Genomic DNA, 21394 nt, shown 5'->3' on the forward strand with positions numbered 1-21394 from the left:
GATGGTTGAATCATATAGTAAAAATGCCAACCATAACATGCGTCGCCCTGTCGTCAAGGAAGAAATTGTAGACTTGATGCGTCAGCGCCAAAAGCAAGTCACAGGTTCCTTGAAAGAATTGGAAGACTTTGCCCGCAAGGAAAATATTCCCATTATTCCCCATGAAACGGTAGCTTATTTCCGTTTTCTCATGGAAACCATGCAACCTAAAAACATTCTGGAAATTGGGACGGCCATCGGTTTTTCAGCCCTCTTGATGGCGGAACATGCGCCAAATGCCAAGATTACAACTATTGATCGCAATCCAGAAATGATTGGTTTTGCCAAGGAAAATTTTGCCCAGTTTGATAGTCGTAAGCAAATCACTCTCCTAGAAGGAGATGCGGTAGATGTCTTATCAACCTTGACAGAGTCTTATGATTTTGTCTTTATGGATTCTGCCAAGTCTAAATACATCGTCTTTCTACCAGAAATCCTCAAACATTTGGAAGTTGGAGGTGTGGTTGTCTTGGATGATATTTTCCAAGGCGGTGATGTTGCCAAGGACATTATGGAAGTCCGTCGAGGTCAGCGAACCATCTATCGAGGCCTTCAAAGACTATTTGATGCAACCTTAGACAATCCAGGACTCACTGCAACATTAGTCCCTCTGGGGGACGGCATTCTCATGCTTCGTAAAAATGTAGCAGATGTTCAATTGCCTGACAGCGAATGATTTTCAGAAAAATTTAAGAAAATATAGTACAATAGATAGAGTAACACTTATCTCAAAGGAGTAGACATGAAGAAAAAACTATTGGCAGGTGCCATTACACTATTATCAGTAGCAACTTTAGCAGCTTGTTCGAAAGGTTCAGAAGGGGCAGACCTTATCAGCATGAAAGGGGATGTCATCACAGAACATCAATTTTATGAGCAAGTGAAAAGCAACCCTTCAGCCCAACAAGTCTTGTTAAATATGACCATCCAAAAAGTTTTTGAAAAACAATATGGCTCAGAGCTTGATGATAAAGAGGTTGATGATACTATTGCCGAAGAAGAGAAACAATATGGTGAGAACTACCAACGTGTCTTGTCACAAGCAGGAATGACCCTTGAAACACGTAAAGCTCAAATTCGTACAAGTAAATTAGTTGAGTTGGCAGTTAAGAAGGCAGCAGAAGCTGAATTGACAGATGATGCTTACAAGAAGGCCTTTGACGAATATACTCCAGATGTAACGGCTCAAATCATCCGTCTTGATAATGAAGATAAGGCCAAAGAAGTTCTCGAAAAAGCCAAGGCAGAAGGTGCTGACTTTGCCCAATTAGCCAAAGATAACTCAACTGATGAGAAAACTAAAGCGAATGGTGGAGAAATCACCTTTGATTCTGCTTCAACAGAAGTACCGGAACAAGTTAAAAAAGCTGCTTTTGCTTTAGATGTAAACGGCGTTTCTGATGTGATTACAGCAACTGGCACACAAGCCTACAGTAGCCAATATTACATTGTAAAACTCATTAAGAAAACAGAAAAATCATCTAATATTGATGACTACAAAGAAAAATTAAAAACTGTTATCTTGACTCAAAAACAAAATGATTCAACATTTGTTCAAAGCATTATCGGAAAAGAATTGCAAGCAGCCAATATCAAGGTTAAGGACCAAGCCTTCCAAAATATCTTTACCCAATATATCGGTGGTGGAGATTCAAGCTCAAGCAGTAGTACATCAAACGAATAGTCCAAATCAATGAGTCAGGCAAAAACTCGACTTCAGGAAAAAATAAAGTAAATTTTCCCACAATAAAACGCATAGTACAAGGTTTTCAATACCTGATATTATGCGTTTTTTGATTTTCAAGACTTTTTGACCAGCCTCATTTTTTTAACTTGCTACTCAGTGAAAAGCAAAGATTAAACTAGGAAGCTAGCTGTAGGCTTCTCAAAGAACAGCTTTGAGGTTGCAGATAAGACTTATGAGGTCACCAACATATATAATGTGAAGCTGACGTGGTTTGAATAGATTTTAGAAGAGTATGAGTCTGGAAGTTTTAATGGATAATGCAAGATTCCATAGAATGGGTAAGCTAGAGTTCTTATGTGAAGAGTTTGGGCATAAACTTTTACCTCTTCCTCCCTACTCATCTTATACTCAATGAAAATCAAAGAGCAAACTAGGAAACTAGCCGCAGGTTGTACTTGAGTACGGCAAGGCGACGTTGACGCGGTTTGAAGAGATTTTCGAAGAGTATTAGTATAGAAAAGTGAATCTGAAATAGTACATCACTGCTTCTAAAACATTCTTATAAATTGATTTAAATTCTCAAAATCACATTATTCAGTTCTTATTTCATTTTGCTCTACAATCCTGTTGAGAAGACACATGTTCATATCAAAAAGGTATTGGCAAGTTGCAATACCTTTTTACGAGGCTCTTTTGTCTTATTTTTGTTTCAACTGACTATATCTCCTATGGTTCTAGTTCAGAAGGCTAGGCTATAATTATGATTGATAAGAAGTATCATTCCAAGTATCGAGAGTGAATGTTTCAAAATCATGGGTTTCTAGAATTGTCAGGCTGGCATTTGCTAGACCGCCATCTTTACGAAGAAGTGGTTCTTTATATCCTAGAAGAGTACGAAGACTGGCAGTAAGATTGGCACCGTGACCGACAATTAGAATATGCTCAGCTGGACTATCTTTTAATGATTTGATAAATTGGATGGTCCGTTGCGTGGTGCTATAGAGGGATTCGGCTCCAAACATTTGAGTGTCAAATTGAGCAAGATTAGATCGGAAAGCTTTGATTTGTTGCGGGTAAATAGCTTCCAAGGTTGCAATTTTCAAACCTTCTAATTTACCTAGCTGCCATTCACGGAGATTCGGAACACTTTCTAAAGGACAGGGTGTCTTGAGTTGACTTTGGATAATCTCAGCAGATTTGACCGCTCGAGGTAAATCACTTGCATAAATCTGATCAAAAGGAATTTCCTTGAGATATTGGCCAAGTTGTTTTAGGGTTTCAATGGATTCAGGAAGAAGGGGAGAATCTCCACTAGCACCTTGAAAACGCCCTTCTTGGTTCCAGACGGTACGACCGTGGCGGACAAAGTAGAGTTTCATTACTTGCTGTCCTCCAAAATATCTACAAAGTCTGCCTTTACAAAGCTAGCCAGGTCTTGTGGCGCTACGATAATGCTGTGACCAACTTCGCCAGCAGAGACAATCATTTGATCCAAGTCTAGAGCAATTTTATCGATAAAAATGGGATAATTGTGTTTCTGACGAATTCCGACAGGATTATTGGCTCCATGAATGTAACCAGTTGTTTTTTCTAAGTCCTTTTGTGGAATCATGCTCACTTTTTTATTACCAGAAATTTTAGCTAGTTTCTTTTCCGATAAGTGTTGAGTGATAGGCACAATTCCGATAATCGGTCCTGTCTTATCTCCCAAAAGAGCCAAGGTTTTGAAAATCTGATCTCGTTCATAACCTTGAGGCAGCTCTCCTTCCAGGGCATTGATTTGAATCCCCTGATGTGGGATACCTGCTTTAGATAGGATTTGTTCCACCAATGTTTTTTTGATTTTAACTTTTTTTGCCATTATTTATACTTATCCTCCAATTGGCTCATCCAAATACCAAGCCAGATTCCCAGTGCAAAGAAGAAGGCGATGATGACATAGCTAACAAGAGAAAGGCCAGTGTATTGGATACTTTCAGCGTTTCCTGCATTTGGAATCAAGATCAAAAGGGTACTTGATAGGACAATACCGATGATGAAATGATAGACGCGTGAGTGGTAGTTGTTTAAGGCATAATCCATCAATTTTGAAAAAACGATGAGAGTTGCACCTGCACCAATTCCAATCGGGAAGAAGGTTCCCAAGAGGTCAAAGGTTTTAAAACCAGTCAACATAGGAGCATAGAGACCCAAAATCAAAAGTAGATTTGATGGACTGAGGCCAGGAACTAAGACGCCAAGAGCCAGCAGTGCACCTGCTAGGACGAAATTAAGAAAGCTAGCACTTAAGGTTCCAACGACAAAATTTAAGGCATAGAGTCCTAGTCCAGAAATGATAAAGGTTGTCCAGAACCAAGCTAAATCAATCTTGTCTCGGTCAGATTCTCGAGTTGATTCTTTTAGTAGGCTAGGAACCGTACCAATGATGGCACCCGCAAAGCTCCATAAGACAAAGACCTGGTAATTTTCAAGCAGGTATTCAATCGGGTAGGAAAATAATCCGATTCCCAGAAGCATACCGATGGCAACTGGAATAAAGTACAAAACATTTTCTTTAAAGTCTTTAAAGGGATGGGCCAGAAAGCCAATCATCCGTTCGTAAATGCCTAAGATTGCTGCTAGAACTCCTCCGGAAATTCCCGGTAGAATAAATCCAAGAGCAATCACAATCCCTTTAATAATGCGCGCTAACCATGAGAGCATATAGTTCCTCCAACTATTTCTATTTCAAAAAATCCTTACTATATTGTATCACAATCAAACACAAAAAGAAAAAGCAAATGCTAAACAAATGCTTTTAAGGTTTTAAAAAGAGTTTTCTAAAGGTTTCTTCTTTGTTTTTTAAGGGAGAGATGACGTTGATATCCAAATTGTGGTCAAAGCCGGCAATTTTCCCTTTAGATGTGTATTGGTGGATGTCATAATCTAAATCAGTTTTAGGACTGCTCTCAAAAAATCCTGAGTCTGAGCCGTAGGACGGAATCCAAACAGAGGTAAACTTGCCTGTATCAATACTATGTTCTTCCATGAAATAGACCCCAACGTAGATTCCGATGTTTTTAGCACCTAGTGATGCTAATTTTGCTCGAAAGGCTTCAACACCCTCGTTCATATTGGACATGGTTTTGTCTTCTATGTCTAGCCAATAGTAACTAGGGCTGTAAGGAGAGGCAGCATTGTAGAAAACTTCAGCGGCTTTTTCCATTTCTTGGACACTTTTTCCAGCTACATAAGCGTAGACCCCAACGGGGACATTCCGCTTTTGAAGTTCAGTGATATGACTCTTATAGGCTTTGTCTATTCCATTGATAAAGGAAGCATCATTTTCTTTTGTCGTTTGAGCACCGCTGTGAACACGAACAATAGCGCCTGAAATATTTTGTGAGAGGGCATCGTAGTTGATTTCCTCAGGACGCTGCCAGCCAGAGAGGTCAATAATCGGTCTGTCTAAGTGTTTCAAAGCCTGTGCTTCAATCTGCGCTATGTTGGATTTTGTTTTAAAGGATTGGTTGTCATTAAGTGGGCGATTGATGATTAAAATGAACATCATAATCCCAAAAAAACTAAATAAAATAAGTGGATGAATTTGTTTTCTCATATCTCATAATTTTACCCTAAAAATCAAAAAAAATCAAAAAAATGGGTTAAGGAAAGGACTTTGGAGCATTTTTTTATTCAAGGGCGCGGAATGATTTGAAATATGGTATAATAAAAGGGAATTTCTACAGAAAAGAGAAGATTATGTCAAATTTTGCCATTATTTTAGCAGCGGGTAAAGGGACTCGCATGAAATCTGATTTGCCAAAAGTGTTGCACAAGGTTGCGGGTATTTCTATGTTGGAACATGTTTTCCGTAGTGTGGGAGCTATCCAACCTGAAAAGACAGTAACAGTTGTAGGACACAAGGCAGAATTGGTTGAGGAGGTCTTGGCTGGACAGACAGAATTTGTGACTCAATCTGAACAGTTGGGTACTGGGCATGCGGTTATGATGACAGAGCCTATCTTGGAAGGTTTGTCAGGTCACACCTTGGTCATCGCAGGAGATACTCCTTTAATCACAGGTGAAAGCTTGAAAAACTTGATTGATTTCCACATCAATCATAAAAATGTGGCTACTATCTTGACTGCTGAAACAGATAATCCTTTTGGCTATGGACGAATTGTTCGTAATGACAATGCTGAGGTTCTTCGTATTGTTGAGCAAAAGGATGCCACCGATTTTGAAAAGCAAATCAAGGAAATCAACACTGGAACATACGTCTTTGACAACGAGCGTTTGTTTGAGGCTTTGAAAAATATCAATACCAACAACGCTCAAGGAGAATACTATATTACAGACGTCATTGGTATTTTCCGTGAATCTGGTGAAAAAGTCGGTGCTTATACTTTGAAAGATTTTGATGAAAGTCTTGGGGTAAATGACCGTGTGGCACTTGCGACAGCTGAGTCGGTTATGCGTCGTCGCATCAATCACCAACACATGGTCAATGGGGTTAGCTTTGTCAACCCAGAAGCAACTTATATCGATATTGATGTTGAAATTGCGCCTGAAGTTCAAATCGAAGCCAATGTTACCTTGAAGGGGCAAACTAAAATTGGTGCTGAGACTCTTTTGACAAATGGAACGTATGTAGTGGATAGCACTATTGGAGCAGGAGCTGTCATTACCAATTCTATGATTGAGGAAAGTAGTGTTGCTGACGGAGTGACAGTCGGTCCGTATGCCCACATTCGTCCAGGTTCAAGTCTGGGTGCACAAGTCCATATTGGAAACTTTGTCGAGGTGAAAGGTTCTTCTATCGGTGAGAATACCAAGGCTGGTCATTTGACTTATATCGGAAACTGTGAAGTGGGTAGCCATGTTAATTTTGGTGCAGGAACCATTACAGTCAACTATGACGGCAAAAACAAATACAAGACAGTCATCGGTAACAATGTCTTTGTTGGTTCAAATTCAACCATTATTGCGCCAGTAGAACTTGGTGACAATTCCCTCGTTGGAGCTGGTTCAACTATTACTAAAGATGTTCCAGCGGATGCGATTGCGATTGGTCGCGGTCGTCAGGTCAATAAAGACGAATATGCAACACGTCTTCCTCATCATCCTAAGAATCAGTAGGAGTCTGTCATGGAATTTGAAGAAAAAACGCTTAGCCGAAAAGAAATCTATCAAGGACCAATATTTAAACTGGTCCAAGATCAGGTTGAATTACCAGAAGGCAAGGGAACTGCCCAACGGGATTTGATTTTCCACAATGGGGCTGTCTGTGTTTTAGCAGTAACGGATGAACAAAAACTCATCTTGGTCAAGCAGTACCGCAAAGCTATCGAGGCTGTCTCTTACGAAATTCCAGCCGGAAAGTTGGAAGTGGGAGAAAATACAGACCCTGTTGCAGCAGCTCTTCGAGAATTAGAGGAAGAAACAGCCTATACAGGGAAATTAGAACTCTTGTATGATTTTTATTCAGCTATTGGTTTTTGTAATGAAAAGTTAAAACTATACCTAGCAAGCGATTTGACGAAAGTGGAAAATCCGCGTCCGCAGGATGAGGATGAAACCTTAGAAGTCCTTGAAGTGAGCTTAGAAGAAGCCAAGGAATTAATCCAATCAGGTCATATCTGTGATGCCAAGACAATTATGGCTGTTCAGTATTGGGAATTGCATAAAAAATAGAGGAGGTCAGTATGGGTAAACCTTTATTAACGGATGAAATGATTGAAAGGGCTAATAGAGGCGAAAAAATTTCAGGTCCTCCTTTACTTGATGATGAGGAGACTAAGATTTTACCAACCTCTTCTTCCCGTTTTGGTTATTCCAATCCTAAGGATCATGGTTTTAGCCAGGAAACCTTGAAGATTCAGGTCGAACCGTCTATTCATAAAAGCCGTCGCATTGAAAATACCAAGAGAAATGTCTTCAATTCTAAACTGAATAAAATCTTATTTGCAGTCATCTTTCTCTTAATTTTGCTTGTCTTAGCAATGAAACTGTTGTAATAGAAAAGGAATTGAAATGAAAATAGGAATTATTGCGGCTATGCCAGAAGAACTGGCGTATCTGGTCCAGCATCTAGAAAATGCCCAGAAGCAAGTTGTTTTAGGCAATACCTATCACACAGGAACCATTGCCTCTCATGAAGTCGTTCTTGTAGAAAGTGGAATTGGTAAGGTCATGTCTGCTATGAGTGTAGCTATTTTGGCTGATCATTTCCAGGTGGATGCTTTGATTAATACGGGATCAGCTGGTGCAGTAGCAGAAGGTATTGCTGTTGGTGATGTTGTGATTGCAGACAAATTAGCCTATCATGACGTGAATGTCACAGCTTTTGGCTATGCTTATGGACAAATGGCGCAACAACCGCTTTATTTCGAATCAGATAAAACCTTTGTTGCCAAAATCCAAAAGAGTTTATCTCAATTGGATCAAAACTGGCATCTTGGTTTGATTGCTACAGGAGATAGTTTTGTTGCAGGAAATGATAAGATAGAAGCGATTAAGTCCCATTTCCCAGAAGTTTTAGCCGTTGAGATGGAGGGGGCAGCTATTGCTCAGGCGGCGCATGCCCTTAATCTTCCAGTCTTAGTCATCCGCGCTATGAGTGACAATGCCAACCATGAAGCAAACATCTCTTTTGATGAGTTTATTATCGAAGCTGGACGCCGCTCTGCCCAAGTCTTATTAGCCTTTTTGAAGGCTTTAGATTAAGCGGAAATTTGACAGTTTTTCTAGCTTATGATAAGATTTAAGTAAAGAAAAGCTAGAAAACGTTTCAGAGGATATTATGAGTATTGAAATGACCGTCAGTGAGATTGCAGAGGTTTTAGGATTATCTCGCCAAGCAATCAATAACCGTGTCAAAGAATTACCAGAAGAAGACACAGATAAAAACGACAAAGGGGTAACGGTCGTTACCAGAAGTGGTTTGATTAAGCTAGAAGAAATCTATAAAAAAACGATTTTTGAAGATGAGCCTGTCAGTGAAGATGTCAAGCAGCGTGAACTGATGGAGATTCTGGTTGATGAGAAGAATGCAGAAATTCTTCGTCTCTATGAACAATTAAAAGCCAAGGATCGTCAGTTATCAGAAAAAGATGAGCAGATGCGTATCAAAGACCGTCAGATTGCTGAGAAAGACAAACAACTCGATCAGCAGCAACAATTGACTCTTCAAGCCATGAAGGATCAAGAAAATCTCAAGCTAGAGCTGGACCAAGCAAAAGAAGAAGTCCAATCCACTAAGAAAGGCTTTTTTGCTCGTTTATTTGGAGGATAATCAAGGAGCTGTTTAGGTTAAATGCTAACCTGATGGCTTCTTTTATTTCTAATCTAAATAGTATAGTTGCTCAAGTAAAATAACAGTATAGGAGAGATAGAAAATGGAACGATTAGAAGATTACATTGCTTTCGATTTAGAATTTAATCAGCATGAAGGGCAAATACACTTGATTCAAGTATCGGCAGTGCGTTTTAGAGATGGTCAGGAAATCGATGCCTATGATTCCTATGTTCATACCAGTGTGCCTCTAAAAAGTTTTATCAATGGTTTGACTGGGATTACAGCCGAGACCTTAAAAGATGCTCCTCCAGTGGAGGAAGTCATAAAAGAATTCCAAGATTTTGTGGGTTCTTTACCCATGGTTGGCTACAATGCTGCTAAAAGTGATTTGCCTATTCTAGCAGAGCATGGTTTAGACTATAGTCAGCAGTATAAGGTGGATTTGTATGATGAAGCTTTTGAACGTCGGAGCTCGGATTTACATGGTATTGCCAATCTCAAGTTGCAAACTGTTGCCTCATTTCTTGGATTTCAAGGTCAGTCCCATAATAGCTTGGAGGATGCTCGGATGACGGCGCGTGTGTATGAGTCCTTCCTAGAATCAGATCAAGCTAGAGAATTGTTAGAGACGGAAAGTAGCTTATCAAACAATCCTTTTGGTGGCTTGGACTTATCTCAATTATTTGACTAGGAGTGCCTATGAAACCTGAAAAACCTAAAAAATTGGGTTTTAAACAGATTTACCTCAATCTTGATAAAATCCTCTTTCTCTTTTTCTTGATTTTTATGATAGTGGAGTATTTGTGGGTACCATTCAATTCATGGTTGGCTAGCTTCTTATTAGATCAGACAGGTTATCTTTTTATTTCCTATAACAATGTCTTAGCCATCCTCACTCATTCTCCATTGATTAGTCTAGCTTTTTTAGCCTTGATTATCATTAACCTGCTGGTCGCTTATTTTCAAATAGGACTCCTCTTTATTGGTGCTCGTCATCTCCTCTATCATGAAAAGCGAAGGCTAATTGAGTATATCCGCAAGGTTTTCCATGAAAGTTTTGGATTTATGAAAAAGCTAACTTGCGCCAAAGCCTTGTTTATCTTTTTCTATATAGCTATGCTTTTTCCTTTTATACGGAAAATGCTGAAGATTTATTATCTCAATAAAATCGTCATTCCAGAGTTTATCCAAGATTATTTAGAAGATAAATATTGGATGTGGTGGCTGAGCATTCTACTTCTATCTCTTATCTTTCTCTATGTCTCTGTCAGATTGATGTTTGCCCTTCCGAAGATTGTATATGATCAGCTGACTGTTCGAGAAGCAGTGATGTTTAGTTTGGAGAAAACCAAGAAAAGAGTTGCTTTTTATGCTTGGAATTTATTTTATATCTTGCTCAAGGCAAATTTATTATTTTATCTTCCTTTGATTCCTTTGTTATTGGCTCAAACTTTGGTAGATGACATCACTCAGAGAGAGTCTCTGATTCTTGGTATTTTGAATTTTGTTGTGATTAAAAATCTTTATTATATGGCTCTGACTTATTTTTTGGTTAAATTTGTTTCATTTTTGACAGGAAAGGGGCTGGATATGCTTCCTAGGAGAGAAAAAGATCACATCATGCGATGGGGAGTCATGATTTGTGCCAGTCTTTTCTTTGCCTTAGAAGGTTATATTTATCTGGAGACTCCCATGGTTCATCTACCTCAGCTTATTTCTCACCGAGGGGTTTCCAATGCAAATGGGATTCAAAATACAGTAGAATCCTTGGAAACTACAGCACAACTCAAACCAGACTTGGTGGAGACGGACGTGCAGGAAACAAAAGATGGGCAGTTTGTCATGATGCATGATGCAAACTTGAAAAATCTAGCAGGTATCAATAAAAGTCCTCAAGACTTAAACTTGGAGGAGCTTAAAGGGATTGATATTTTTGAAAATGGCTACCAGGCTAAAATTTCAAGCTTTGAAGATTATCTCAGTCGAGCCAACGAACTTGGTCAAAAATTACTAATTGAAATTAAAACCAGTAAAAAAGATAGTCCAGACATGATGGACCGCTTTTTAGCCCGTTATGCTGCAAAGCTCAAGATTTATGGACATCAAATCCAGTCTTTAGACTACCATGTTGTTGAAAAAGTAAGACAGTATGATGCCGAACTGCCAGTTTATTTTATCATGCCCTACAATTCTGTCTTTCCTAAAACAAGGGCGACAGGATATACTATGGAGTACTCGACCTTGGATGAATATTTTGTAAGCAAACTATGGACAACAGATCAGAAACTTTATGTATGGACTGTCAATGATTCAGAAGCTATCAGCAAATCTCTTCACTTAGGAGTAGATGGAGTGATTACAGATGATTTGGAAAAGGTTCAGTGGGAAATAGAAGTAGCCCAAGAAGATCCAGAATATACGGATTTGCTCTTGAAAAAAGCTTTGGAATTCTTTGAATTTTAGTAATAAAAAAGAGGAACAACTATTCCTCCCATGATAGGTAAGTATTCTTGTGAATGCTTGCTTTTTTGTGGTTGCAATTCGTTTACGATAAATGTATGTCTTGTTTTTATTTCAATCAACTTTATAGTAATTTGAGATTGGAATAGTACATTACAACTTCTAAAATGGTACTAAAAATTGGGAAAATTCCTTTATTCTCTATATCCATTAGAAAGAATTGATTAAAAATTAGGAGATTTTTAATTTCTTTTCCGAATAAATAGATAGAAGCATCAAATCTAGTAAATTAGATTAAAAAATGTGCTATAATGAAAGGAGAAGAAATATGACTGTACGTCATCCGGGCATTAGCCCGACCAACGATTTGGTTGCTAAGAAAATTTTTAGCAATCCAGAAATCACTTGTCAATTTATTCGCGATATGCTGGACTTGCCAGCAAAAAATGTAACCATTTTGGAGGGAAGCAATATTCATGTACTACCTTCTCTGCCTTATTCAGCCCAAGATTTCTATACCAGTATAGACGTTTTAGCTGAACTAGACAATGGCACTCAAGTTATCATTGAGATTCAAGTTCATCATCAAAATTTTTTCATCAATCGCCTGTGGGCTTACTTGTGCAGTCAGGTCAATCAAAACCTAGAAAAAATTCGCCAACAAGAAGGCAATACTCATCAAAGTTACAAACATATCGCTCCTGTCTACGCCATTGCAATTGTAGACAGCAACTACTTCCAAGATGACTTAGCTTTTCACAGTTTCAGTATGCGCGAGGACACGACAGGTGAAGTCTTAACTATCACAAATAACGGTCAAGAAAACCATCTAGTCAAAATGGCGTTCTTAGAACTAAAAAAATATAGAGAAACCAGCAAAGACAAGGTTCGCAAGCCGTGGTTGGAGTTTTTCGGCAACAAGCCCTTTACCCAGCAACCCGAGCGAGCTATCAGCCAAGCAGATCAACTGCTGGACTATAAGAGCTGGTCCGAGGAGGACAGGAAGATGTTTAGCCAACTACGTATGCGAGAAGAACAAGCCTTGTTAGCGCAGGACTATGCCTTGGAACAAGCTGAGGAAAAAGGTTTAGAGAGAGGTCGTGCAGAAGGCGGTTTCGCGATGTTAGCAAATCTAGTTCGCCAACATGTATTAAGCACTGAATTTGCCAGCCAACAGCTGGGTATGACTGTGGCTGAGTTTGAGGTACTGTTGAAAGAACATGAGTGAGAAATCTGTAAATATTATACGATATGAAAACAATTAAAAAGAATAGCTAAATTTCTTGATGGAAAAGAGATTAGCTATCTTTTTTGTTAGGAAAGTTTGAACTTTTCACTTTCTTTTCCGAATAAATAGATAGAAGCATCAAATCTAGTAAATTAGATTTAAAAATGTGTTATAATGAAAGGAGAGGAAATATGATTCTAAGACATCCGGGCATCAGCCCGACTAATGATTTGGTTGCTAAGAAAATTTTCAGCAACCCAGAAATCACTTGTCAATTTATTCGCGATATGCTGGACTTACCAGCCAAAAATGTGACCATTTTGGAGGGAAGTAACATTCATGTCTTGCCTTCCCTGCCCTACTCGGCACAGGATTTCTATACCAGTATAGACGTTTTGGCGGAGTTAGACAATGGGACTCAAGTAATCATTGAGATTCAGGTGCATCATCAGAATTTTTTCATCAATCGCCTGTGGGCTTATCTGTGCAGTCAGGTCAATCAAAATCTTGAAAAAATTCGCCAACGAGAAGGAGATACTCACCAGAGTTACAAACACATTGCACCAGTATACGCAATAGCTATTGTGGATAGCAACTACTTCTCAGATGACTTGGCTTTTCACAGTTTCAGTATGCGAGAGGACACGACAGGTGAGGTTTTAACCATTACCAACAATGGACAAGAAAATCATCTGGTTAAGATGGCGTTCTTGGAACTAAAAAAATATAGAGAAACCAGCAAAGATAGTATTCGCAAACCATGGTTGGAGTTTTTTGGGAACAAGCCCTTTACCCAACAACCAGAGCGAGCTATTAGCCAAGCAGACCAACTGCTAGATTACAAGAGCTGGTCCGAGGAGGACAGAAAAATGTTTAGTCAACTACGTATGCGCGAAGAACAAGCCTTGTTAGCACAGGACTATGCCTTGGAACAAGCTGAGGAAAAAGGGTTGGAACGTGGTCGTGCAGAGGGGATTGAACAAGGTTTAGAGCGTGGACTTGAACGTGGCCGTGCAGAAGGTATTGAAAAAGGGCGAGAAGAAGGCTTGGAGCGTGGGAAAGTTGAAGGAAGGGAAGAAGGGAAACTTTTTGCCTTCCTAGATATGGTTCGCCAAGGACTTCTGACTTCCGAGGTTGCTAGTCAGCAATTGGGAATGACCGTAGCTGAGTTTGAGGCATTGTTGTAAGAACAGCAATAATGGTCAAGCACACCATCTGGTCAAGGTGTGCTTTTTGTACTAAAAATACAGGCAAGCGTTTTTGCTTTAGTCTCTTTATCCTTTATCTCTCCTTTTGCTTTATTTATTTGCCCGAATTTTGGAGAGACTTTGGGTATGATTTTGCTATCGGCCTTTCTCTTTGCTTCTTTCCTATATTTATCTGTGCTTTTACGAGTCTGGCTGTGGCTGATTTTTGTCATGGTTAGTCTACCTCTGCTACTCGACAAAGCTGGGAGAGCCTACATCAAGTGATTTGGTTAAGGAGTTATATCAAATAATATCTCAGGATTTCTGATTTTTCGGAGAGCCTTTTTTTACTTGCTGAGTCTAGGATAGGTCTTTCTGGCGATAGATAGCAAGACGAGCAGTTCCGTTCGAATGTCATATAAATTTAAAATTTCTGAAAATACTGGAAAATATACTAAATTTACAAATAAGGAGCCTATAAACCCTTTAAAATAAGCAACATGCATATATATATATATATATATATAATCACTGATTTTCTAACACAAAGTGAGGTTGAAGAAAGGGAACTAAGTTGATATAATGAAGTGTTAGTAAAAACTGGGCTTTTTGTCATTTTTTCAAGGTGAGAAAAGGTCATGTTTTCCTGTTTTTATTGCGAGTTGATGCCTGCATGACCATGGGTAGAGGAGCAAAGACAGGGTAGAAAGAAAGGAAAAACTATGAAACAGTTTAAAATGAATGAGCGCCAACGCTTTTCTATACGCAAGTTTTCAATCGGAGCAGCCTCAGTCTTGCTAGGGTCTGTCTTTTTTGTGGCTAATCCAGCGACAGAAGTCCAGGCGGCGGAAGCACAATCGAATGTGGAAGTTGTAAATAATAGCAATGAAAATAGTGAAACTTTGAAATCAGATGGGCAATCTTCAAATGGAATAGTTGCCCCTGTAGATAACACAAGTCAACCACAGTCAGCAAGTCAAGGAAATACTGTAAAACCAGAAAATACCAAGGAGCCCGATCTTTCTGGCGAGGTGGAGAATAGAGAAACAGAAAAACCGAAAGCTGTTCTTAATACAAAAAAAATGGAAGATTTGTTAAGTGAAATTGATAAATTAGAATTAGCTGATTATACAGAAAAGTCTGTAAAAGTATTACAAGAAAAAGTCGCAAAAGCAAAAGAAGTACTTGTTAGCGCAACAACTCAAAAAGAAATTGATTCTGTTTATAATGCGTTGGTTACATATAAAAACTCTGGTTTAAAACGTGTTAAGAAGGATGTAGAACCTAAAACTCCCGAACTTGATACAACAAATGGTAAAGAGACATTAGGCAAAAAAGCAGAAAATACAGAACCAAATGGTACTAATATTGCAGGGCATAATCATAGTTTGAACGGAGTGACTCTAAGAGACGGTAGTGGGTTTAGAGAAGCGAGTATACCTGAAGATACTAATGTAACAATTGGATTAGAAGAAAAAGGAACTATTAGTGATTCAGTTGTTAGGGTAACACAAGGAAATCAAAATTTTGTTGACCGAAATTTGAAAGTGACAGCTATTTCTACAGATTCACCTATAACGGACTTTATCATAGAGGGAAATGCTGGATTTCCTTTGAAACCTAAAAAAAGCGGTTTAAATACTAAACGAGCCAGTGTGGCTTTTGAAGGGAACACACCGGCAAGTGGAAATTGGACTATAAAAGTCACAGCAAAAACAAATACAGGAACAAAGTCGTTTACTTTTGGGTATATAACACAATTACCAAAACCGGTAATAGAGACTACTAATGAAGAGTTATCAGGTAAATCTAAGGAGAGACCAGACGTTAAAATTAAAACTGTCACACCACCACCTCCAGCTCCAAATAATGAATATAAATTAAGAGTTTATTTAATACGTGGAGGTGCTGACTTGAGTGCCTATGGTTTGGAAAGTCAAGGAGCATATCCAGAAAATTATCATATCATTGCATCGAAAGATGTTGGAAGTGATGGAACAGCTACAATAACTTCTACAGATTATATTGATTCAGCAATTGGAGAAGGAGAAGTAAAGGCTATAGCAGTTATTGAACTGGCAAAAAAACCTAACGATTCTAAAGTGGATGAGAGAGGTTCTTTTATTAGTGATACGCGACGTGTGACCGCGGCGACAGTGCCAGTAAATAAGCAAGGTCTTCAAGACTTAGTAAATGGTGCAGAAGCAAAACGCAAGACGCATGAATACTACAATGCAGAGCAAGGTAAGAAAACAGCGTATGATGACGCGATTACTAAAGCAGAAGAAGTATTGAAAAAAGCGGATGTAACACAAGACGAAATCAATACAGAAAAAACCAAAGTCGAAACAGCACTCCAAGGTTTACAAGGAGCAGAGACTAATAAGCAAGGTCTTCAAGACTTAGTAAATGGTGCAGAAGCAAAACGCAAGACGCATGAATACTACAATGCAGAGCAAGGTAAGAAAGATGCTTTCGATAAAGCGATAGAAAAAGCGAAGGCTGTTTTAGGTGATGTATATGCTTCTCAAAAAGCAGTTGATGAAGCTAGGGATAATCTAAAACTAGCTAAAGAATCTTTGAATGGAATTTACATACCACCGTATACTCCACAAGGAGATCAACCTCAACCTTCTACCCCTACTCAGCCAAATCAAGGAACTACTGAGATTCCAACAGCTCCATCTGATCCAGCTCCACAACCGTCTCAACCAACAGCACCGAGTCAACCTGCAAGTCCTGCTCGATCTCAAAGTTCAGCTCCGACTCAAGCTCCTAGAGTGGCAGCAAGCCCTTCAGCTAGCTCAACGAGCACACAAGCTCCAGCTCAAGAGCAAGTTGACAAGTCTGAACTTCGCGCCTTGACTCAAGAGTTAGACCAACGCTTGAAAGCTTTGGCAACAGTATCTGATCCGAAAATTGATGCAGCCAAGGCGATTCTCCTAGATGCTCAAAAAGCTCTGGAAGATAGTGCCTTGACTGAGCAAGGTCTGCGTACTGCAGTAGCGTCTGTGAAGGCTGCCTTGAACTCTCTCAAAGATGTGAAAGCAAATGCTAGCGACAGCAAGCCTGCACAGGACAAGAAGGATACTAAGCAAGGAACGGAAGATAGTAAGGATTCAGATAAGATGACTGAAACAAACTCAGTTCCAGCAGGAGTGATTGTAGTCAGTCTACTTGCCCTCCTAGGTGTGATTGCCTTCTGGTTAGTTCGTCGTAAGAAAGAGTCAGAAATCCAGCAATTAAGCACGGAATTGACAAAAGTTCTTGGACAACTAGATGCAGAAAAAGCGGATAAAAAAGTCCTTGCCAAAGCCCAAAAGCTTCTCCAAGAAACCCTTGATTTCGTAAAAGAAGAAAATGGCTCAGCAGAGACAGAAGCTAAACTAGTAGAGGAGCTTAAAGCAACCCTTGCCAAACTCAAGTAAAACATGATTTATGAAATGTCAGACCTAAAAGACGTTTCCGTTCACAAAAGCAGCGACGAGTAACCCTTGTCGTTGCTTTTTGGCTATTTTGGGGGATAATATCCGTCTTGACTAGCAAAAGAAAAGATTGGTCCAGTAGTGCCCGATACGATTTTGCGTAGCAGAAAGCATACAAATTAAATTGAATATAGTAAAATAGGATTAGAAATCTTAAGAAAGTTGGTTCTTTATTGGAAACGATAGTATTTTCAATCTCCGTTTTTTTAGCAGGGGTCTTGTCCTTCTTTTCCCCTTGTATTTTTCCTCTTCTGCCAGTTTATGCTGGAATTTTATTGGATGATCAGGAAAGCGCAAAAAGTTTTTCCTTGCTTGGGAGAAAGGTTCTCTGGTCAGGCTTGATTCGAACACTTTGCTTTATTGCAGGTATCTCTCTTATTTTCTTTATTCTAGGCTTTGGTGCTGGTTACTTTGGTCATATTCTCTATGCCAATTGGTTTCGATATGTCATGGGAGCTATTATTATCATTTTGGGTCTTCACCAGATGGAAATTTTTCATTTTAAGAAATTAGAGGTTCAAAAAAGCTTTACTTTTAAGAAATCAGAAGTCAATCGTTATTGGTCGGCCTTTTTACTCGGTATTACCTTTAGCTTCGGTTGGACGCCTTGTATTGGTCCAGTTTTAAGTTCTGTTTTAGCGCTTGCGGCTTCTGGAGGCAATGGAGCTTGGCAAGGTGCTATCTATACTCTTATTTACACTCTGGGGATGGCTCTTCCTTTCTTGGTCTTGGCTCTAGCTTCAGGTGTAGTCATGCCTTATTTTAGTAAACTCAAGCGCCATATGATGCTACTAAAGAAAATTGGTGGTTTCCTCATTATTTTAATGGGAATTTTGTTACTACTAGGACAAGTAAATGTTCTAGCTGGAATTTTTGAATAAAGGAGAACAAATGAAAAAAGTAATGTTTGCTGGTTTAAGCCTCTTGTCATTAGTTGTATTGATGGCCTGTGGTGAGGAAGAAACTAAAAAGACTCAAGCCCCACAACAGCCAAAACAAGAAACGACTGTACAACAAATAGCAGTTGGAAAAGAAGCTCCAGACTTCACCTTGCAATCCATGGATGGCAAAGAAGTCAAGTTATCTGATTATAAAGGTAAAAAGGTTTACTTGAAGTTTTGGGCTTCATGGTGTGGTCCATGTAAGAAAAGTATGCCTGAGTTGATGGAATTGGCTGCAAAACCAGATCGTGATTTCGAAATTCTTAGTGTCATTGCACCAGGAATTCAAGGTGAAAAAACCGTTGAGCAATTCCCACAATGGTTCCAAGAACAAGGATATAAGGATATCCCAGTTCTTTATGATACCAAAGCAACAACCTTCCAAGCTTATCAAATTCGAAGCATTCCTACAGAATACCTGATTGATAGTCAAGGAAAGATTGGAAAGATTCAATTTGGTGCTATCAGCAATGCGGATGCAGAAGCAGCCTTTAAAGAAATGAACTAAAATAGATAAAAATCTGATTACAAGAGAGTAGTCAGATTTTTTTAGAAAAACATTTTATAAATATTCACAAATGTCCTATATTTATGGTAAAATAGAATCATCATTTTATTTAGGAGTCAAATATGAATATATTTAGAACAAAGAATGTTAGTTTGGATAAAACGGAGATGCACAGGCATTTGAGGTTATGGGATCTGATTTTGCTGGGTATCGGAGCCATGGTAGGGACAGGTGTCTTTACAATCACAGGTACTGCAGCTGCTACACTTGCTGGTCCAGCACTAGTGATTTCAATCGTTATTTCTGCCTTATGTGTGGGATTATCAGCCCTCTTTTTTGCAGAATTTGCTTCACGAGTACCTGCTACAGGTGGTGCCTACAGTTATCTCTATGCTATTTTAGGAGAATTTCCAGCTTGGTTGGCTGGCTGGTTAACCATGATGGAATTCATGACAGCCATATCAGGTGTGGCTTCGGGTTGGGCAGCTTATTTTAAAGGCTTGCTTTCTCAATACGGGATAGCCCTTCCTCAGGCTTTAAATGGTACCTTTAATCCTCAAGCAGGGACATTTGTTGATTTATTGCCTATTCTTGTCTTGGTTTTGGTGACTTCGCTTGTTTTACTCAATGCTAAAGCAGCATTACGTTTTAATTCTATTCTAGTGATTTTGAAATTTTCCGCTTTAGCTCTCTTTGTTTTAGTAGGAATTTGGAATATTAAGCTTGATAACTGGAGTAATTTTGCTCCTTATGGTTTTGGACAAATCTATGGCGCTAGTACTGGTATTATGGCTGGTGCATCCTTGATGTTCTTTGGATTTTTGGGATTTGAATCCATCTCTATGGCTGTAGATGAAGTTAAGACTCCTCAAAAAAATATTCCTAGAGGGATTGTCTTATCGCTTTCTATCGTAACCATTCTTTATGCCTTGGTGACGCTTGTCTTGACTGGTGTGGTTCACTATAGCCATCTAAATGTCGACGATGCTGTTGCCTTTGCCCTTCGTAGTGTTGGGATTAGTTGGGCAGCCAACTATGTGTCATTAGTGGCTATCTTAACCTTGATTACAGTTTGTATTTCGATGACCTATGCCCTATCGCGTATGATTTACAGTTTAGCGCGCGATGGCTTAATGCCTGCCATCTTTAAGGAACTGACGAAGACAAGCAAGGTACCAAAGAATGCTACTATCTTGACAGGTCTAGCTTCAGCAGTAGCAGCAGGAATGTTCCCTCTTGCTAGTATCGCAGCCTTCTTAAATATTTGTACCTTAGCCTACTTGATTATGCTAGCTTATGGTCTGATTCGCTTACGGAAAGAAAAAGGAATGCCCAAAGCGGGCGAATTTAAAACACCCTTGGTACCCCTGTTACCAATTTTATCAATCATCATTTGTTTATCCTTCATGTTACAGTATAATATGGAAACCTGGCTTGCTTTCCTGATTGCCTTGTTGATAGGAAGTTTTATTTACTTCACTTATGGTTATAAGCATTCTACCATAGAAGAATAAAGTGAAAGTCTGTTGAGTTGTTGAGACTCAGCAGATTTTTATATGTGAAAGAAATTTCAATTTTTTTCTAAAAATATCTTGACAGATTAAATTTTTAGGAGTAGAATGTTTACTAGTTAATTAAATGGTTAAGGAGTTGTTCATGAAGAAACAAAATTTATTTTTAGTCTTGTTAAGTGTTTTTCTTTTATTGCTAGGAGCCTGTAGTCAAAAGGAAAGCCAGACAGGAAAGGGGATGAAAATTGTGACCAGTTTTTATCCTATCTACGCTATGGTTAAGGAAGTATCTGGTGACTTGAATGATGTTCGGATGATTCAGTCAAGTAGTGGGATTCACTCCTTTGAGCCTTCGGCAAATGACATCGCGGCCATCTATGATGCAGATGTCTTTGTTTACCATTCGCATACGCTCGAATCTTGGGCAGGAAGTTTAGATCCCAATCTAAAAAAATCTAAAGTGAAGGTCTTAGAGGCTTCAGAGGGAATGACTTTAGACCGCGTCCCAGGGCTAGAAGATGTGGAAGCAGGGGATGGAGTTGATGAAAAAACGCTCTATGATCCTCACACTTGGCTAGATCCTGAAAAAGCTGGCGAAGAAGCTCAGATTATCGCTGATAAACTTTCAGAGGTGGATAGTGAGCATAAAGAAACTTACCAGAAAAATGCGCAAGCCTTTATCAAAAAAGCTCAAGAACTAACTAAGAAATTCCAGCCTAAATTTGAAAAAGCGAGTCAGAAAACCTTTGTAACACAACATACAGCCTTTTCTTATTTAGCGAAGCGATTTGGACTTCATCAACTTGGTATTGCAGGCATCTCTCCTGAACAAGAACCAAGTCCACGACAACTAACAGAAATTCAGGAATTTGTTAAAACCTATAAGGTTAAAACGATTTTTACAGAAAGTAATGCTTCTTCAAAAGTAGCTGAAACTCTTGTTAAATCAACAGGTGTAGGTCTTAAAACTCTGAATCCTTTAGAGGCAGACCCACAAAATGACAAGACTTATTTAGAAAATCTTGAAGAAAATATAAGTGTTTTAGCAGAAGAATTAAAGTGAGGAAAG

The 21394-nt window shown here is 39.0% G+C and carries 21 protein-coding genes and 3 pseudogenes; 19 read left to right on the forward strand and 5 right to left on the reverse strand.

What is annotated here, in order from left to right; translation table 11 throughout:
• Position 1 precedes the first annotated feature (1 nt).
• From HT696_RS00415 to HT696_RS00425, 3 genes and pseudogenes are all read left to right on the forward strand, one after another.
• Positions 2-715 (forward strand): O-methyltransferase, encoded by a 714-nt coding sequence (locus HT696_RS00415; RefSeq protein ID WP_004259562.1) that lies wholly within the window; start codon positions 2-4, stop codon positions 713-715.
• 66 nt (positions 716-781) lie between these two features.
• On the forward strand, positions 782-1723 hold the full coding sequence (gene prsA / locus HT696_RS00420) for a peptidylprolyl isomerase PrsA (protein ID WP_173233959.1): 942 nt from the start codon (positions 782-784) through the stop codon (positions 1721-1723).
• A gap of 307 nt (positions 1724-2030) precedes the next feature.
• Positions 2031-2126, forward strand: a pseudogene (locus HT696_RS00425) (IS630 family transposase); the annotation flags it as partial.
• Positions 2127-2484: 358 nt separating this feature from the next.
• On the opposite strand, the gene HT696_RS00430 reads toward HT696_RS00425, so the two are convergent.
• The 4 genes from HT696_RS00430 to HT696_RS00445 form a co-directional block, all read right to left on the reverse strand.
• A complete protein-coding gene (locus HT696_RS00430; protein WP_173233961.1) occupies positions 2485-3105 on the reverse strand; it encodes a histidine phosphatase family protein in 621 nt (206 codons plus the stop codon).
• Positions 3105-3587, reverse strand: a complete 483-nt coding sequence (locus HT696_RS00435; RefSeq protein WP_061423884.1) for an aminoacyl-tRNA deacylase — start codon at positions 3585-3587, stop codon at positions 3105-3107. The genes HT696_RS00430 and HT696_RS00435 overlap by 1 nt, the downstream gene beginning before the upstream one ends.
• On the reverse strand, positions 3587-4429 hold the full coding sequence (locus HT696_RS00440) for a DUF368 domain-containing protein (protein WP_173233962.1): 843 nt from the start codon (positions 4427-4429) through the stop codon (positions 3587-3589). The genes HT696_RS00435 and HT696_RS00440 overlap by 1 nt, the downstream gene beginning before the upstream one ends.
• Positions 4430-4523: 94 nt before the next feature.
• Positions 4524-5324, reverse strand: coding sequence for a glycoside hydrolase family 25 protein (locus tag HT696_RS00445; RefSeq protein WP_173233963.1), 801 nt, complete (start codon positions 5322-5324; stop codon positions 4524-4526).
• A gap of 143 nt (positions 5325-5467) precedes the next feature.
• Here HT696_RS00445 and glmU point away from each other — a divergent pair, with 143 nt between their 5' ends.
• From glmU to HT696_RS00490, 9 genes are all read left to right on the forward strand, one after another.
• Positions 5468-6847, forward strand: coding sequence for a bifunctional UDP-N-acetylglucosamine diphosphorylase/glucosamine-1-phosphate N-acetyltransferase GlmU (gene glmU / locus HT696_RS00450; RefSeq protein WP_164227026.1), 1380 nt, complete (start codon positions 5468-5470; stop codon positions 6845-6847).
• Between the two features lie 9 nt (positions 6848-6856).
• Positions 6857-7402, forward strand: a complete 546-nt coding sequence (locus tag HT696_RS00455; RefSeq protein WP_000393816.1) for an NUDIX hydrolase — start codon at positions 6857-6859, stop codon at positions 7400-7402.
• A gap of 11 nt (positions 7403-7413) precedes the next feature.
• The gene (gene macP / locus HT696_RS00460; RefSeq protein WP_173233964.1) at positions 7414-7725 is read left to right on the forward strand and encodes a cell wall synthase accessory phosphoprotein MacP; all 312 of its coding nucleotides are present in this window, start codon (positions 7414-7416) and stop codon (positions 7723-7725) included.
• Between the two features lie 16 nt (positions 7726-7741).
• Positions 7742-8434, forward strand: a complete 693-nt coding sequence (locus HT696_RS00465; protein ID WP_173233965.1) for a 5'-methylthioadenosine/adenosylhomocysteine nucleosidase — start codon at positions 7742-7744, stop codon at positions 8432-8434.
• A gap of 76 nt (positions 8435-8510) precedes the next feature.
• Positions 8511-9002 (forward strand): chromosome segregation protein RocS, encoded by a 492-nt coding sequence (rocS, locus tag HT696_RS00470; RefSeq protein WP_000021242.1) that lies wholly within the window; start codon positions 8511-8513, stop codon positions 9000-9002.
• A 103-nt stretch (positions 9003-9105) separates the two neighbouring features.
• Entirely contained in the window at positions 9106-9696 is a 591-nt protein-coding gene (locus HT696_RS00475; RefSeq protein WP_173282791.1) for a 3'-5' exonuclease, read from the forward strand.
• Positions 9697-9704: 8 nt separating this feature from the next.
• Complete coding sequence (locus HT696_RS00480) at positions 9705-11468, forward strand: glycerophosphodiester phosphodiesterase (RefSeq protein WP_173218320.1); 1764 nt, start codon at positions 9705-9707, stop codon at positions 11466-11468.
• 325 nt (positions 11469-11793) lie between these two features.
• Positions 11794-12693, forward strand: coding sequence for an Rpn family recombination-promoting nuclease/putative transposase (locus HT696_RS00485; RefSeq protein WP_173218323.1), 900 nt, complete (start codon positions 11794-11796; stop codon positions 12691-12693).
• Between the two features lie 191 nt (positions 12694-12884).
• Positions 12885-13880: an Rpn family recombination-promoting nuclease/putative transposase gene (locus HT696_RS00490; RefSeq protein ID WP_173282792.1), complete on the forward strand. Its 996-nt coding sequence runs from the start codon at positions 12885-12887 to the stop codon at positions 13878-13880.
• 32 nt (positions 13881-13912) lie between these two features.
• Here the strand turns inward: HT696_RS00490 and HT696_RS00495 are convergent, their stop codons facing one another.
• On the reverse strand, positions 13913-14113 hold the full coding sequence (locus tag HT696_RS00495) for a hypothetical protein (RefSeq protein ID WP_173282793.1): 201 nt from the start codon (positions 14111-14113) through the stop codon (positions 13913-13915).
• A gap of 504 nt (positions 14114-14617) precedes the next feature.
• On the opposite strand from HT696_RS00495, the pseudogene HT696_RS10595 reads away from it, so the two are divergent.
• The 7 genes and pseudogenes from HT696_RS10595 to adcAII all read left to right on the forward strand — a co-directional run.
• A pseudogene (locus HT696_RS10595) lies at positions 14618-16453 on the forward strand (YSIRK-type signal peptide-containing protein); the annotation flags it as partial.
• Between the two features lie 207 nt (positions 16454-16660).
• A pseudogene (locus tag HT696_RS00510) lies at positions 16661-16864 on the forward strand (hypothetical protein); the annotation flags it as partial.
• Positions 16865-16891: 27 nt separating this feature from the next.
• On the forward strand, positions 16892-17308 hold the full coding sequence (locus tag HT696_RS00515; RefSeq protein WP_173282832.1) for a transmembrane domain-containing protein: 417 nt from the start codon (positions 16892-16894) through the stop codon (positions 17306-17308).
• A 230-nt stretch (positions 17309-17538) separates the two neighbouring features.
• Positions 17539-18246 carry a thiol-disulfide oxidoreductase-associated membrane protein CcdA2 gene (ccdA2, locus tag HT696_RS00520; RefSeq protein WP_173282794.1) on the forward strand — a complete coding sequence of 236 codons (708 nt, stop codon included), beginning with the start codon at positions 17539-17541 and terminating at the stop codon, positions 18244-18246.
• Between the two features lie 10 nt (positions 18247-18256).
• Positions 18257-18814, forward strand: coding sequence for a thiol-disulfide oxidoreductase-associated lipoprotein SdbB (gene sdbB, locus HT696_RS00525; RefSeq protein WP_173282795.1), 558 nt, complete (start codon positions 18257-18259; stop codon positions 18812-18814).
• 122 nt (positions 18815-18936) lie between these two features.
• Positions 18937-20328, forward strand: coding sequence for an amino acid permease (locus tag HT696_RS00530; protein WP_173282796.1), 1392 nt, complete (start codon positions 18937-18939; stop codon positions 20326-20328).
• Positions 20329-20470: 142 nt separating this feature from the next.
• Positions 20471-21388, forward strand: coding sequence for a zinc-binding lipoprotein AdcAII (adcAII, locus tag HT696_RS00535; RefSeq protein ID WP_173283029.1), 918 nt, complete (start codon positions 20471-20473; stop codon positions 21386-21388).
• Positions 21389-21394: the final 6 nt, after the last annotated feature.

Origin of the sequence: Streptococcus sp. 9903 (assembly GCF_013276625.1) — a bacterium.
GTDB lineage: Bacteria > Bacillota > Bacilli > Lactobacillales > Streptococcaceae > Streptococcus.